General features: G+C 63.6%; 10 protein-coding genes. 7 read left to right on the top strand and 3 right to left on the bottom strand.

Annotation, left to right across the window (positions count from 1 at the left end; all coding sequences use genetic code 11):
- Positions 1 to 41 precede the first annotated feature (41 nt).
- From KR767_RS17220 to KR767_RS17210, 3 genes are read left to right on the top strand one after another with little or no spacing between them, the layout of a single operon-like run.
- On the top strand, positions 42 to 1,373 hold the full coding sequence (locus KR767_RS17220) for a TolC family protein (protein WP_250877173.1): 1,332 nt from the start codon (positions 42 to 44) through the stop codon (positions 1,371 to 1,373).
- Positions 1,373 to 2,413 (top strand): efflux RND transporter periplasmic adaptor subunit, encoded by a 1,041-nt coding sequence (locus tag KR767_RS17215; protein ID WP_250877172.1) that lies wholly within the window; start codon positions 1,373 to 1,375, stop codon positions 2,411 to 2,413. Before KR767_RS17220 ends, KR767_RS17215 begins: the two co-directional genes overlap by 1 nt.
- Before the next feature lie 5 nt (positions 2,414 to 2,418).
- The gene (locus KR767_RS17210; RefSeq protein WP_250877171.1) at positions 2,419 to 5,460 is read left to right on the top strand and encodes an efflux RND transporter permease subunit; all 3,042 of its coding nucleotides are present in this window, start codon (positions 2,419 to 2,421) and stop codon (positions 5,458 to 5,460) included.
- On the opposite strand, the gene KR767_RS17205 is transcribed toward KR767_RS17210, so the two are convergent.
- Positions 5,421 to 6,077, bottom strand: coding sequence for a GTP cyclohydrolase II (locus KR767_RS17205; protein WP_250877170.1), 657 nt, complete (start codon positions 6,075 to 6,077; stop codon positions 5,421 to 5,423). The two genes, KR767_RS17210 and KR767_RS17205, sit on opposite strands and share 40 nt — an antisense overlap.
- A gap of 591 nt (positions 6,078 to 6,668) precedes the next feature.
- Between KR767_RS17205 and KR767_RS17200 the strand changes: the two genes are divergently transcribed.
- Positions 6,669 to 9,464: a TonB-dependent receptor plug domain-containing protein gene (locus KR767_RS17200; RefSeq protein WP_250877169.1), complete on the top strand. Its 2,796-nt coding sequence runs from the start codon at positions 6,669 to 6,671 to the stop codon at positions 9,462 to 9,464.
- Between the two features lie 86 nt (positions 9,465 to 9,550).
- On the opposite strand, the gene KR767_RS17195 is transcribed toward KR767_RS17200, so the two are convergent.
- Entirely contained in the window at positions 9,551 to 10,489 is a 939-nt protein-coding gene (locus tag KR767_RS17195; protein WP_250877168.1) for an AraC family transcriptional regulator, read from the bottom strand.
- Positions 10,490 to 10,681: 192 nt separating this feature from the next.
- Here KR767_RS17195 and KR767_RS17190 point away from each other — a divergent pair, with 192 nt between their 5' ends.
- Complete coding sequence (locus KR767_RS17190) at positions 10,682 to 11,419, top strand: SDR family oxidoreductase (RefSeq protein ID WP_250877167.1); 738 nt, start codon at positions 10,682 to 10,684, stop codon at positions 11,417 to 11,419.
- A 31-nt stretch (positions 11,420 to 11,450) separates the two neighbouring features.
- Here KR767_RS17190 and KR767_RS17185 read toward each other — a convergent pair whose 3' ends face one another.
- Entirely contained in the window at positions 11,451 to 12,308 is an 858-nt protein-coding gene (locus KR767_RS17185; RefSeq protein WP_166946630.1) for a LysR family transcriptional regulator, read from the bottom strand.
- A gap of 103 nt (positions 12,309 to 12,411) precedes the next feature.
- Between KR767_RS17185 and KR767_RS17180 the strand changes: the two genes are divergently transcribed.
- Together KR767_RS17180 and KR767_RS17175 are read left to right on the top strand one after the other, a co-directional pair.
- Positions 12,412 to 13,188, top strand: a complete 777-nt coding sequence (locus tag KR767_RS17180) for a class I SAM-dependent methyltransferase (RefSeq protein WP_250877166.1) — start codon at positions 12,412 to 12,414, stop codon at positions 13,186 to 13,188.
- Between the two features lie 4 nt (positions 13,189 to 13,192).
- A complete protein-coding gene (locus KR767_RS17175) occupies positions 13,193 to 14,320 on the top strand; it encodes an efflux RND transporter periplasmic adaptor subunit (protein WP_250877165.1) in 1,128 nt (375 codons plus the stop codon).
- Positions 14,321 to 14,323: the final 3 nt, after the last annotated feature.

The raw sequence follows: 14,323 nt of genomic DNA, 5'->3' as shown, positions 1-14,323 counted from the left end.
TCGTTAACGTGGGTATCCATCGTTTCCAGCCACGGCTCTGCATGCCTTCCACCACAGCCCTGTCTCTTATCGCCAGCCTTGCTGTCATGGGACTGGCGGGGTGTGCGCACTACGCACCACTGCCCTTGAATCCATCCGCGCGCTTCGCGTCCTCGGTCAACGGGCTCCATGGAGGTGCCAGCGCTTCAACGCCGCTTACAGAGGCCGAGGTCGTGCAGCTCGTCTTGCAGAACAATCCGTCGCTCCAGCTGGCCGCCATCCAGCATCGTGAGACGGAAGCGCAGGGACGTGGCGGTGCGTTGCTACCGAATCCCTCATTCTCGGGCAACCTGGGTTACCTGCTCTCGGGCGCGGGCAATGCCACGGCATGGACGGCAGGGCTGGCCCAGGGCGTCAATGGATGGATCACCCTGAAAGCCCGCCGGGACGAGGCGAAAGCATCTCTCCGGGAAGTCGATGCCTCCCTGGCCTGGCAGGCGTGGCAGGACGTGGGCAAGGCCCGGATGCTGGTCGCCGACGTCGTGCTCGAAAAAGAGCTTCTCAGGGTGCAGGTCGATCTGGCCGATGCACTGGGGCGGCAGTCGGAAGCATTGGCCAGGGCAAAAGCGCGTGGGGACATCGATGCGACCGTATGTGGACCCGTGGCCCTGGCGGCGGCCGAGGCACGCGCGAACGTTGCGGACACGGAGCGTGCCCTGGCCGATAAGCGAAGAGAACTCGCCAGCCTCATGGGGCTGGCGTTCGATGCAGATGTGACCTTCGCGCCCTTGCTTCCGCTCCAGGCGCCGGACCCGGGCGCGGTTGACGCCGCCATCGACGGCATGGCCGCGCATCGACCGGATCTCGTTGCCCTGAGGATGGGCTACGACGCCGAGGACGCCCGTTTCCGCCAGGCGATTCTTTCGCAATTTCCACCGCTGACCATTGGCTACAACGCGTCCCAGGACAACAGCCGCGTCACCAATGGCGGGCCGGCACTGGTATTCGACTTGCCGGTGTTCGACCGGGGCAGGGCCCGGGTGGATGCCGAAGCCGCCACGCGCCAGCGACTGCACGATGAATATGGCTACCGCATCGCAGATGCGACCGACGAGGCGCGCGCCTTGCTCGCTGCCTGCCAGCGAAGCCGTGCGCAATGGATGCGCCTGGATCAGGTCGCAGCCGGCGACACGGATTCACTGGCAACGGCTTCCAGCGCTTTGCACAGGGGCGATGTCGATCAGGCGACCTACACCGATATTGCCGTTGCCAGGCTGTCGCGCCAGGTCACGTTGATCCGGTTGCAGATCGTGATGCGTGAGCAGCGCGCGGCCATGGACACACTGCTTGGCACGGGCATGCCTGAAATTCATCTTCTTGCCGGAACCCCCTGATGCGCCTGTCCACTCTTCTGCTGACAGCCATGTTGTCGGCATCTCTTGCCGCCTGCCAGGGGACATCGTCCGGCACCCCACAGGAGGCGGTAACCGCCTCGGTCAAGGTGGCGATGCCCTCGCGGGCAACGATGGCCCGCATCGCTGTCGCCTACGGCGACATCGCCGCCGGTCCGTCCTCGCAGCAGACGGTCAGTTTTGGCACGGAAGGGCGCGTGACGTCACTGTCAGCGGTGCAGGGCGAGATGGTCCGGCAAGGACAGGACCTGGGCACATTCCAGTTCACGCCTGCATCTGTCATTGCGTGGCGACAGGCCCGCTCGGCGATGGATGTCGCCAGCCAGTCGTTGAGCAGGCTTCAGCGCTTGCGCGATGACCATCTGGCAACCGATGAGCAGGTGGCGCAGGCCAATAAAGCCCTCTCGGATGCGCAGGCGGCGCTTACGGCGTATCCGCTGGCGATGGGCCACGACGGGCGTGTCAGCATACGGGCGCCTGCCAGCGGCCATATCGTTGTACTCGCGGCAAGCGTCGGCCAGCTTGTAGCGGCCAATACGACCTTGCTTACCGTAACCCCAGACACGGATCAGGTTCTTCTGGCAGGAGCCGAGCCACGAGACGCCGCACGGATAAAGCCCGGGATGATGGTTCGCATGACGCCAGTCGCAGGTGGCGATGCCATCACGGGCACCGTCGTTCGTGCCGGCGGCGCCATCGACAACGGCACCCGGCTGGTTCCTGTGCAGATCCGGCCTGCGCAACCCCTGGTGATCGGAAGCGCCTGGCGTGCGGATATCACGCTCGATGACGTGGAGGGGTGGCGTGCACCGGCGGATGCCTTGACCGAGGATGGCGACCAGCAATGGCTTTACCAGCTTGCCGGGGGCCGCGCCTATCGGGTCAAGGTGCAGGTGTTGCTGGAGCGCGATGGCGAGGTCCTGCTTCAAGGTGCCGTGGCACCTGACCGTCCCATGGTGGTGAGCGGCAATCCCCAACTGGCCGATGGCATGAATGTGGCCGTAAGCGGCCCGGCGCAATGACAGGCATGCTGGCCCGACATTCCCATACCTTCATTCTGGTAGCCGTGCTGCTGGCGATCGCGGGTGCGGTAGCCGCGTTCGGATTGCCGGTGGGCCTCTTTCCGCAGGTGTCCTTTCCACGGATCGTCGTGGATATCCATGCCGGCGATCGTCCGGCCGATGCCACGGCGCTGCTCGTGACACGACCATTGGAAGATGCCATCCGGGCGGTGCCTGGCGTGGACAGCGTCCGCTCGGAGACATCCCGGGGCGAGGCCCAGGTTTCCATCGATTTCGGCTGGGGCCGTGACATGGTGGCCGCAACCCTTCTGGTGGATGCGGCGGTAGCGAAGGTGCTTCCCGGGCTTCCGCCGGGCACCGGGTATGACGTCCGCCGCATGGATCCGACGGTCTTCCCGATCATCTCCTATGCATTGCGCAGTGAAGCGCTGTCACCTGTGGCCTTGAGGGATTTTTCGCAATACAGGATCGCCCCGCTGCTTGCCGCGATTCCGGGCCTGGCCCATGTAGACGTGCAGGGTGGGGAGACGGCGGAGATCCAGGTGGAAGCGGATGCGCATGTCCTGGCGTCGCGAGGACTCACACAGGCCGACCTGGTCTCGGCCATTGCCGCTGCCAACCAGATCCAGGCCGTGGGACGACTGCAGGACCACAACAAGCTCTACCTGGTGGTTGCCAACCACCCCTTGAAAGACGCCCGGGATATCGCGTCCGTGCCGCTCGTCAACGCAGGTGGCGGCCGCATGAGCGTGGGTGACGTCGCGAAGGTGAGCAACGGCTTCGCTCCCCAGTGGATTCGCGTGACGGAAGATGGCCGTCCTGCCGTCCTGTTCAATGTCTACGAACAGCCTGACGGCAACGCCGTGCAGATCGCTGCCGCCGTGCGCCAACGACTGGCGTCCCTGCCGCTGCCTCCCGGGGTGACGCTGACCAACTGGTACGACCAGAGCGAGCTGGTTACGGCGTCGGCGGCCAGTGTGCGGGATGCGATTGCGATCGGCCTGTTGCTTGCCGGGGGTGTTCTTTTCCTCTTCCTGCGCAATGGGCGCCTGGTCATGGTCACGATGATCGTCGTACCGGCCATCCTTGCCGTCACCGTGCTTTGCCTGAAGCTGCTGGGGCTCAGCTTCAACATCATGACCCTGGGTGGCATGGCCGCGGCGGTGGGTCTGGTGATCGACGACGTGATGGTCATGATCGAACACATCGCCCGCCGATCGCTGGAAGCGCAGGACGAACATGCCGGCAGCATGGCCAACGTGGTTTTCAGGGCCGCAAGGGAGTTTATCGTCCCGCTCTCCGGCTCAAGTCTCGCAACCCTTATCGTCTTTGTACCGCTGGCGTTTCTCCAGGGCGTGACGGGCGCGTTCTCGCGAGCGCTCTCGATCACCATGGGTTCGGCCTTGCTGGTGTCCTGGGCCATGACGGCGATAGTGGTGCCGGCCGTCGTTACGCGACTGGTCAGGCCTCATCATTGGCAGCACCGGGTCTCTTGGCTGGACGAGGCCATGCACCGCTGGCACGGCCGCGTATTTGCACTGGCGTATCGCCGTCCTCTCGTTGCCGCTGCGGCGGTGATCCTCGTCGTGGCGGCCGGTGTCGCGGCGTATCTTCATGTGCCCACGGGATTCATGCCCGAGGCAGATGAAGGTGGATTCGTGCTCGACTACTACTCGGCGCCAGGAACGTCCCTGACGGAAACGGATCGGGAGGTCGCCCAGGTAGAGCAGATCCTGCGGATGAATCGCAATGTCGAAACGTTTTCGCGTCGCCTGGGTACCGGGCTCGGCGGCGATCTCGGGCAGTCGTATCACGGCGATTTCTTCGTCAGGCTGAAGCCCGGACATCCGCTGGCTACGGCGGATGTGATGAATGATGTGCGGGAGAACGTGCTTCACGCCGTTCCCGGCGTCCAGGTGGAAGTAGCGCAGCTGATGGAAGACCTCATTGGCGACCTGACGGCCGTGCCACAACCGGTGGAAGTGAAGCTTTATGGTGATGACGAAAAAGCCCTGATTCCGCTGGCGGACAAGGTAGCTGGCGCACTGGGCCATATTCCGGGGCTGGTCGATGTCAAGAACGGTGCACAGGTTGCCGGTGATGCCATCGATATCGAATTCCACGATGCAGCGGTTGCGGCGGAAGGCACGACCGTGGATGCCGTATCGCAGGCAGTGTCGGCCGCGCTTTCGGGAACGATCGCCACCGCGTTGCCCGGTGCCACGAAAGCCCTCGGTGTACGCGTGGCCATGCCCGGTTCACGGACATGGCGAATCGAGAATCTCGACGCGCTGCCCGTGCGTTCCGCCGATGACCATGTGTTTCCGCTCTCCCGCGTGGCCACTCTTCACAAGGTGGCGGGGCAGCCCCAGATAACCCGCGAAGACCTGCAGAACATGGTTCCGGTAACGGCACGTATCGACGAAGGCGGTATCGGGGCCGCGGTCCAGCGCGTGCGTGCACTGCTCGACCGGCCGGGCATGCTTCCGACGGGCGTGCGTTACGAACTGGGCGGCCTCTATCAACAGCAGCAGGTGGCCTTCGCCGGATTGCAGAAGGTGTTCGGCGCAGCCCTGGCAGCCGAGTTCGTGCTGTTGATGTTTCTGTATCGCCGTGCGTGGCTGGCCTTTCTCGTCATGCTGACGTCGTTGCTCTCGACGTCGGCCGTGTTCACGGGGTTATGGCTGGCAGGCGTCGACCTGAATGTCACCGCGATGATGGGATTGACCATGGTGCTGGGCATCGGCACCGAGATGGCTATTTTCCTGGCTTCCGAATACCAGGCCATCGGTGCACGTACGGGCTGGCGATCGGCCATTCACCGTGCGGTGCGCAACAGGGTCCGCCCGATCACGATGACCACTCTGGCGGCGATCCTGACCTTGCTGCCTCTGGTCATGGCCCTGGGCCAGGGCTCCGACCTGCAACAGCCCCTGGCCATCGCGATCGTGGCTGGCTTGCTGCTGCAGTTTCCGATGGTGCTTGTCGTACTGCCGGTGGCGATCGGTCAGTCGTCGCGCCGACGACCTGGCAGATCGATCGTGTGATGCGTGTGGCGCACCTTGGCTTCGAGGTAGGGAAGGTTGTGGGTACCCTGGAATACGCCGGTAGGGCGCACACCGACCACCTCGATACCCAGCGCTTCGAGCTGGGCCTTTTTGTCGGGATTGTTCGTCAGCAGGGTGATCCGGCTGACGCCCATGGCGCGCAACATCTCGGCGGCCACGGTGTAGTCGCGCTCGTCGTCGGCATGTCCCAGGGCACGGTTGGCCGCGTAGGTATCGTATCCCTGTTCCTGCAACCGATAGGCATCGAGCTTTGCGTAAAGGCCGATGCCGCGACCTTCCTGGCGCAGGTAGAGCAGGTAACCGCCTTCTTCATCCAGCCGGCGCAACGACTCTTCCAGCTGCGGACCGCAATCGCACCGGGCTGAGCCGAGGGCATCCCCCGTCAGGCATTCCGAGTGCACACGGACCAGTGGCGCATCGGCGTCGTGGTCGCCGAAACGCAGGGCGACATGCTCCTTCCCATCCGCAAGCCTGTTGAAGCTATGGATTGTGCTGGATGCCTCGCGACCGTCTGCCAGGCGGACCGGGAGTCGGGCGACGGAACGGATATGCGGCTGCAAGGCAGAGGACAGGGGCTTCAGGGAGGGGGCGGTCATCGATCAAGCTCATTGATGTTGTTGCTAAAAGCGCTATCCGCGATTGGCGATTCCCCAATGCTTGCCCGTGGACGGGCGGGGCGCAGGTACATGCATTGAGTGCGCCATCGTGGAATGGGGGTTGCGACGATGAAGACAAGGGCGGGCGGCCTGACGCGGCAGATCGAAAGGAATAGGGCCAGGCAACCAGGGCCGATGCCCTCTTTTCGCAATTGGGCCTCGTATGTTATTGCGAAATTCGGCCAATACCTCCAACTGCGGCTTCCATTCGCTGCCGTATATCGCGCAAGTTCATTGCGCCGCCTATTTTTTGACGCTCCAACTCATTGAAAATAAAGGCCGCAATAATTTTTCACAAGTGATTCACACATGAGTAACAAGTTATGATATTAAAGGCGCGGGGCTCGTAGCTTTTTCTGGGGATACACCCTTCAGCCACCACTGAATCCTCTCTCCTTAATTGGGGCGAGGCGGGGTCAGTGCGTCCTGAAGAATTTTACGACTTGCTGTCTTTGACAGATTTGAAATTGATCAAGGGGTTTACATATGACTAAGGGTTCGATTCTGACGCGGCTCGGGATGGCGCCGTGTTTGCTTGCCATCGCTTGTGCCGCTGCGCTCAGCGCCGCGCCGGCGATGGCTCAGGACAGCAGTTCGGGTCAGGCCAACGAGGCCGATGCCAAGCGCCTGGAGGCCGTCACGGTCACGGGTTCGCGCATCTCGAACCCCAATGCCATTTCGCCGACGCCGATCAGTGTGATGACCGCCGACGACATCAAGGCGACGGGTGCCACCAACATCGGCGACGTGATGACCCGTCTGCCGCAGCTGGCCACCACGTTCACCATGGGCAACTCCACGCGCTATATCGGCACGGCCGGCGTGCAGCCCATCGACCTTCGCAACCTCGGCACCAGCCGCACGCTGGTGCTGGTCAATGGCCGCCGCTTCGTCGGTTCGTCTGCCGGCGGCACTGATGTTGACGTCAACCTCATCCCGGCCGACTTCATTGAGCGCGTCGAAGTCATCACTGGCGGCGCCTCGGCCGTGTACGGTGCCGACGCGGTGTCGGGTGTGGTCAACTTCATCCTGAAGAAGAACTACCAGGGCGCAGCCGTGCACGTGCAGTACGGCAGCTCGGAGCATGGCGGTTTCAACCAGGGCTTCGTTTCGTTCACCGGTGGCATGAACTTCGCCCAGAATCGCGGCAATGTCGCGGTGTCGGTCGAGCACAGCACGCAGGGCTCCCTTGAGTTCCCGGACCGCTTCGGTCATCAGGCTTATCGCAGCATCCGTACGCCGGGCGGCCCGACGGACACGGCGCTGTTCTCCAACGCCGGCGGCTACACCACCATCAACGCGGGTACGTTCGCCCTGGGCGGCAACCGTTATGTGTTCAATCCGGACCACAGCGTGCGTCCGCAGAACCTCGGCACCATCCACGACGCGAATGGTTGCCAGGATTGCGACCGCCTCGATGCCAACCAGGTGGCGGAGCTCCAGCCGCGTTATGGCCGCACCACGGTCACGGCCCTGGCCTCGTTCGACATCACGCCTGAGCACCGCCTCTATGCGGAAGGCAACTACAGCCATGTGAACGTCAAGACGTTCAGCCAGCCGGCATTCGGCAGCTACACCATCACCCGTGACAACGCCTACATCACGCCGGGTCTCGCCGCGCTGATGGATGCCAACGGTGCCCAGTCGATCAAGGTTGGTCGCTTCGATGTGGACGCCGGTCGCCGTGGCGAAGATACCCGTCGCGACATCGGTCGCGTGGTCTTCGGTGCCAACGGCGTGATCACCGGTGACTGGGAATACGACGCCAACGTGACGTACGGCACGATGGACGAGACCCGTCACAACCTCAACAACCGCCTGGTCGAGCGTTTTGCCGACTCCATCGACGCTGTGCGCGATCCGTCCGGCAACATCGTCTGCCGTTCGGGCGCTGCGGGTTGCATCCCGACCAGCATCTTCGGCGAAGGCGCGATCGATCCGCGTGCTGCCCGCTGGTTCAACACCACCACGACCACCACGAGCCGCCTGACCCAGTTCGTCGGTGGCGGTTCCATCACGAACAACAACCTGTTCCAGATGCCGGGCAATGCCGGTGCCGCCAGCATGGTGGCCGGTGTCGAATTCCGCCGTGAAAGCAGCAAGCAGATCAACGATCCGCTGGACCGCGCCGGCGAGACCTTCCTCAACGCGATCCCGAACTCCAGCGGCGCCTACAACGTCAAGGAAGGCTACCTCGAGTTCGTGGCCCCGCTGCTCGCCGACCATACCCTGGTCAAGAACCTGACCTTCGACAGCGCAGCCCGCTTCTCGGACTACGATTCGATCGGCCACACCAAGACCTGGCGCTGGGGCCTCGACTGGGCCATCGACGACAACGTCCGCCTGCGCGGCACCATGTCGTCCGCCGTGCGCGCGCCGAACATCGGTGAGCTGTATAGCGGCCAGTCGCAGAACTACGCGAACTTCACCGATCCCTGCTCGATCACCAAGATCAACACGGGCTCCAGCTCGCGTGTGGCCAACTGCCGCGCTCTCGGCATTCCGGTCGGGTTCGAGTCCACCCAGGCCAGCTCGTACCAGGGCCTGTCGGGCAGCAACCCCAACCTCAAGCCGGAGCTGGGCCGCACCTGGACCGCGGGCTTCGTGTTCACGCCGACCTTCATCGAAGGCTTCGGCATGAACGTGGACTACTGGAACATCAAGCTGACCAATGCGATCACCCAGCTTGATTTCGAGACGGTGGCCCAGCATTGCGTCGATTCGCCCAATGGCATCAGCAACCCGTACTGCGCCAACGTGACCCGTGGTCCCGACCACGAAATCACGAACATCGTGGCGGTGAACGAGAACATCTCGCAGCTGAACACCTCCGGCATCGACCTCGGTGCGTACTACACCCACGCCCTGGGCCGCGGCAAGCTGCAGCTGAACCTCGACGTGACCAAGGTCATCGCGTTCACGGAATACCCGTTCCAGGACGATCCGACCACCACCCAGCAGGATAACGGCACGGCCACGACCGCCGGTGCATGGCCGAAGTGGAAGGCCTCGCTGCGTACGACCTACACCCTCAACAACTGGGTGTTCAACTGGAACACGCGCTTCTTCTCGCGCATGCTCCGCGTCACGAACGAGAGCTACAAGGCCAACCCGACCCAGACCACGCCGATCTACGCAGCGTCGGGCTTCTTCAACGATGTCCGCGTGAGCTACGACTTCGACAAGACGGGCCTGCAGGTCTATGGTGGCATCACCAACGTGTTCGACCGCAATCCGCCGGTGAACTTCTTCGGAACGACCGGCGCTTCGGGCGGCTACGACAACATCGGCCGCGCGTACTACCTGGGCCTGAACTACCAGTTCTGATCCACAGGTACGATGCAACGGAAAAAAAGGGAGCGGCCTGGCCGCTCCCTTTTTTCATGGCCCGCGCCGGGAAACCACGGTGGCGGTCATGGCTGCGGATGGGCGGCCGGTGGGGAGAGTGCGAGCAGATGTTTGAGGTAACGCGTCTCGTCGGTCGGACTGCGGCCGAACAGGCGCTTGAACTCGCGGCTGAACTGGGAGGGGCTCTCATAGCCCACGCGTTCCGCGGCCGTCGCGGCGTTTTCGCCGCTGCGGATCATCAGCAGGCGCGCCTGGTGCAGTCGTATCGCCTTGATGTACTGGATGGGCGAGGTGGTGGTAACCGCCTTGAAGTGCGTGTGGAACGCCGGGACGCTCATATTGGCTTCCCCTGCGAGCACCGGTACGTCCAGATCCTGGTCGAACTGGGCGTGGATGCGTCGCAGCACCCTGGCGATGCGTCCGAAATGACCGCCCTGGATCAGGGCGGCCCGCAGGCTGCCTCCCTGGTCGCCCGTGAGCACCCGATAGGTGATCTCCCGGACGATGGAAGGCCCGAGCAGCCGGGCCTCGGTGGGTGAATGCAGGGCTTCGAGCAGGCGCCCGGTCGCATCGCTGAGGCGCGCATCCATGCGCGTGGCGTACATGGTTGCAGGCTTTGCGGAAGCGGCAGGAGACGCCTCGTCCACGTCCAGCGCCAGCTCGGCCGTCATGACGGCATCGATGCGCAGGGCGACCCCCAGCATGGGTTCTTCCTCGCTCGCCTCGGTTTCGATGCTGAAGGGCAGCGGCACGGAGAGCACGAGATAGTGCTGCGCATCGTAGACATGGACATTGCCGCCATGGACCCCGCGCTTCCTGCCCTGGGCCACGATCACGATCGAGGGCTCGTACAGCGCCGGGCTGTGGGCCAGGGGCTGGTTGGCCCGCATGAACGTCACGCCATCGAGTAGTGACCGGGTATAGCCCTCGGTGGGTGCCAGCCGCTTCAGCAGCTCGATCATGCGGGCCTGCTGGGTGGCCGAAGCGATGGTGTCCTGGCTCATGGGGCTGCCCGGTAGCGTGGGAAACAGGGAGGTATCAAACCATAGTTCCTATCCGGCGACAGGGTTCTTCATAGGATTGGGCAAGGATGGCAGCCGAACGTGCCTTATGGGACGGGGAGGGGATATCTAGCATGTCTCTCAACGGCGGCGCCTTTCGTGGCGCCACGGTCATTCCCCTGACGGAGACATGCAATGAACCTCTCATCCCAAGGCAAGGTCGTTCTGGTGACGGGTGCCAGCAGCGGTATCGGCGAAGCGATCGCGCGCCATCTGGCGGCCCGCGGGCATCGTGTAGTGCTGGGCGCACGCCGCACGGACCGTTTGCAGGTCGTGGCGGCCGAGCTGAACGAACGTGGATTCCACGCGGCATTCCTGACACTTGACGTCACCCGGTTAGACAGCATGCAGGCCTTCGTTGCCTTTGCCGAATCCACGTTCGGACCGGTCGACGTGATCATCAACAACGCAGGCGTGATGCCGCTGTCACCACTGAACGCACTCAAGGTCGACGAGTGGAACCGGATGATCGACGTCAACATCCGTGGCGTTCTGCACGGTATCGCCGCAGTGCTCCCGGGCATGGAGGCGCGAGGCCGTGGCCAGATCATCAACGTGTCTTCCATTGGCGGACATGCATCCTTTCCCACGGCGGCGGTCTACTGCGGAACGAAATTCGCCGTACGTGCTATTTCGGATAGCTTTCGCAAGGAGACCGATGTTATCCGCGTGACCGTGGTGAGCCCCGGCACGGTGGAATCCGAACTGGCGGATTCGATCACCGACGAAGGCAGCCGTGAGGCCATGAAGGACTTCCGTCGCATCGCCATTACACCGGACGCCATTGCCCGGGCGGTGGATTACGCCATCGAACAGCCGGACGATGTCGACGTGAGCGAATTGATCGTGCGACCCACGGCAAGCCCTTACTGATGGTTCGTGCCGCCTTCCGGAGCCGTACGAATCAATCTGTCCGGGACAGGCTCCGAAACGCCGTTGCGAGCGTCTTGAGGGCCTGCCGCGAGCGACCATCGTGCAGAGCCGAATAAAGCACGGCCTGTTGTGCGGGCAACGCGGGCAGTGACATCGATTCGCCGATATCGATCGTGCCCGATGGCGCCGCGCGCTTCGCCAGCACCGCGACGGCCAGGCCAATGGCGGCAGCGGCGCCCACGATGGCAGCGCCCTTGCCGATGAAGACCTCAGTCCACGGAATGCCCGCATCGTTCAATGCGCGGACGGCGGCCGCGCGGATACTGCAGGACTCGCCTTGCGTGGACAGCGGAATGGGCTGACCGGGACGAGGCTCCCAGTGGGCGGCGGCGATCCAGGCGAACGATTCCTGGAACAGCACTTCACCGTTGTGCTTGCGGTCTTCCGGCTGAAGCACGAGGGCCGCGTCGAGCACGCCGTCTTCGTACGACTTGAGCACCTCGATGGAGCCTGCCGAGCGCAGTTCGATCACCAGGTTCGGATCGTGCTCGTTCATCCAGCGTAGCAGGCCCGGCAACTCAGCGCCGACGAGCTGGTGGCTGATGCCGATGACCATGCGTCGTCGCTTCGTGTCGAAGGCACTCACCGCGCGCTCATGGGCGCCCACCAGTTCACGTGCCGCCTCGATGAAGGCAGCGCCTTCCGCCGAAAGGCGCACCTGGCGGGGTGTTCGTTCGAGCAGGCGTTTGCCCAGCTGATCCTCCAGCCGGCGCAGTTTGAGACTGATCGCCGACTGGGTGCTGTCCAGGGCTTCCGCGGCTCGCGTGAAGCTCTGGAACTGGGCAATGAGCACGAAGGCTTTGACGGCGTCGAGGTCGAGGGATTTCATGGCCCAATCATTTCAAAAGTTAATGACTGAAATAAGCATCTACGCATTCTCGAAATACATGGTAGCGCGTTAGCCTTCTTCCCATCCATCGGAGGGGAACACCATGAAGAAACACCTGCTCGGCCTGATCCTGCTCGGCGCCATGTCGACCGCACATGCGGACATGACGCCGCCTGCCTATGTCACGGCGGCCGTTTCCGACACCGCGCGGCCTGCCGCGGACACGCAACGCGATGCAGATCGCAAACCGGCGGCGCTGCTGGCCTTCGCAGGTGTCAAGCCGGGCGACAAGGTCGCCGATGTGATGCCGGGCGGCGGCTATTTCACCCGCCTGTTCAGCAAGGTGGTGGGTAAGGACGGGCATGTCTACGCCGTGGTTCCGGAAAGCATCGCCAAGGCACGCCCGCAGGCGCTCGATCCGCTCAAGGCAATGGCCGCCGAACCTGCCTTCGCGAACGTTGGCGTGACCACCGTTCCCTACGACATGCTTGCCGCACCGGCGTCGCTTGATGTGGTGTGGACCTCGCAGAATTACCACGACGTCTATGGTGCCGTCAGTGTGTTCGCGGTTGAAGGTCATACCGGCGTCGAAGAAGCCGCCGCACTCGACGCCGCCGCGTTCAAGGCGCTCAAGCCGGGCGGTGTCTACGTGGTGGTCGATCACACGGCGAAAGCCGGAGCGACGGCGCAGGATGCAAACACGCTGCATCGTATCGATCCGTCCACGGTGATTGCCCAGGCGCAGGCCGCGGGCTTCGTCCTCGACGCGCGCAGCGATGTGCTCGCCAACCCGCAGGATGCCCACGACAAATCCGTGTTCGCCGCGGAGATCAAGGGGCACACGGACAAGTTTGCCCTCCGGTTCCGCAAGCCGCGTTAACGCCATGACTGCCCCGCGAAGCAAGTTCGTCGCCGTCGCTCTCATCCTGGTTGCGGTCGCCAGCGCGGCCTACGTGATGAGTGGCGGCCCCGCACGGAGCCACGCCACTGAGCTGGTCGCCGACCATGCCGTGCCGGTCAGGAGTGCGTTGACGACACGCGGGAACGTCGAGCTTTCGCTAAACGTGGTGGCGCGCACGGAGCCCTGGTCCACGGTATCCGTGCGCGCACGCAGTTCGGGCCAGATCGAATCGCTGGGTTTCGAGCCCGGTGCACCAGTGCACAAGGGAGACCTGCTGGTGCAACTGGACCCGTTGCCATTCAAGGCACAACTCGATCAGGCACGAGGCAATGCCGCCAGCGCGCGGGCACAGCTGGACAAGGCACAGGCGGATCTGGTCCGTTTCAGCCAGGTGCTCGACAAGGGCTTTATCTCGAAGGCCAGTTTCGATGCCTACCGGACCACGGTGGAAGTGGCGCGTGCGGGCTTGCAGACCCGCCAGGCTGCAGAGGCGGTAGCGCGTCTCCAGCTGGGCTATACACGCGTTGTAGCGCCCTTCGATGGGGTGGCAGGAACGCCCCTGGCGTGGCCGGGTGCGCAGGTAACGGCCAACGAAACGGACATCGTGGTGCTCAACCAGGTTCAGCCGATCCGGGTGAGCTTTAGCATTCCCGAAGCCAGTCTGGATGCCGTGCGGGCGGCGCAGTCACGAGGACCGGTGATCGTGCAGGCAAGCGTGCCAGGCGAAAAGGGGGCGATGCTGAGCGGCCGGCTGGAATTCATCGACAACACCGTGGATGTCACCACGAGCACCATCGTGCTCAAGGGCCGTTTCGAGAACATGGATGGCCGCCTCACGCCAGGGCAGTTCCTTGAGGTAAGACTGCCCACCGTTCATCTGGCAAACGTGGTGAGCATGCCGGCGGAAGCGCTGCAAAGCTCGGACAAGGGTGACTTCGTCTTCGTGATCGGTAGCGATGGCAAGGCGCATCAGCGCTTCGTAGGCATCGGGCCCACGACAGCCGGGCGCATCGTGGTCGAGCGCGGACTGCAAGGTGGTGAACGCATCGTCACCGACGGCCAGCTTTTGCTGGGCGAGGGCAGCCCGGTGCATATCGCGGACAAGGCCTGAGCC

This window comes from Luteibacter anthropi, from assembly GCF_023699965.1.
In the GTDB taxonomy this organism is placed as follows: Bacteria; Pseudomonadota; Gammaproteobacteria; order Xanthomonadales; family Rhodanobacteraceae; genus Luteibacter; species Luteibacter anthropi.
Note: the sequence above shows the minus strand (reverse complement) of the source record. Positions and strands in the feature narration are given on the sequence as shown.

Coding starts and splice junctions, on each gene's coding strand:
- KR767_RS17220 (WP_250877173.1), top strand. CDS start 42: ATGCCTTCCACCACAGCCCTGTCTCTTATCGCCAGCCTTGCTGTCATG.
- KR767_RS17215 (WP_250877172.1), top strand. CDS start 1,373: ATGCGCCTGTCCACTCTTCTGCTGACAGCCATGTTGTCGGCATCTCTT.
- KR767_RS17210 (WP_250877171.1), top strand. CDS start 2,419: ATGCTGGCCCGACATTCCCATACCTTCATTCTGGTAGCCGTGCTGCTG.
- KR767_RS17205 (WP_250877170.1), bottom strand. CDS start 6,077: ATGACCGCCCCCTCCCTGAAGCCCCTGTCCTCTGCCTTGCAGCCGCAT.
- KR767_RS17195 (WP_250877168.1), bottom strand. CDS start 10,489: ATGAGCCAGGACACCATCGCTTCGGCCACCCAGCAGGCCCGCATGATC.
- KR767_RS17190 (WP_250877167.1), top strand. CDS start 10,682: ATGAACCTCTCATCCCAAGGCAAGGTCGTTCTGGTGACGGGTGCCAGC.
- KR767_RS17185 (WP_166946630.1), bottom strand. CDS start 12,308: ATGAAATCCCTCGACCTCGACGCCGTCAAAGCCTTCGTGCTCATTGCC.
- KR767_RS17180 (WP_250877166.1), top strand. CDS start 12,412: ATGAAGAAACACCTGCTCGGCCTGATCCTGCTCGGCGCCATGTCGACC.
- KR767_RS17175 (WP_250877165.1), top strand. CDS start 13,193: ATGACTGCCCCGCGAAGCAAGTTCGTCGCCGTCGCTCTCATCCTGGTT.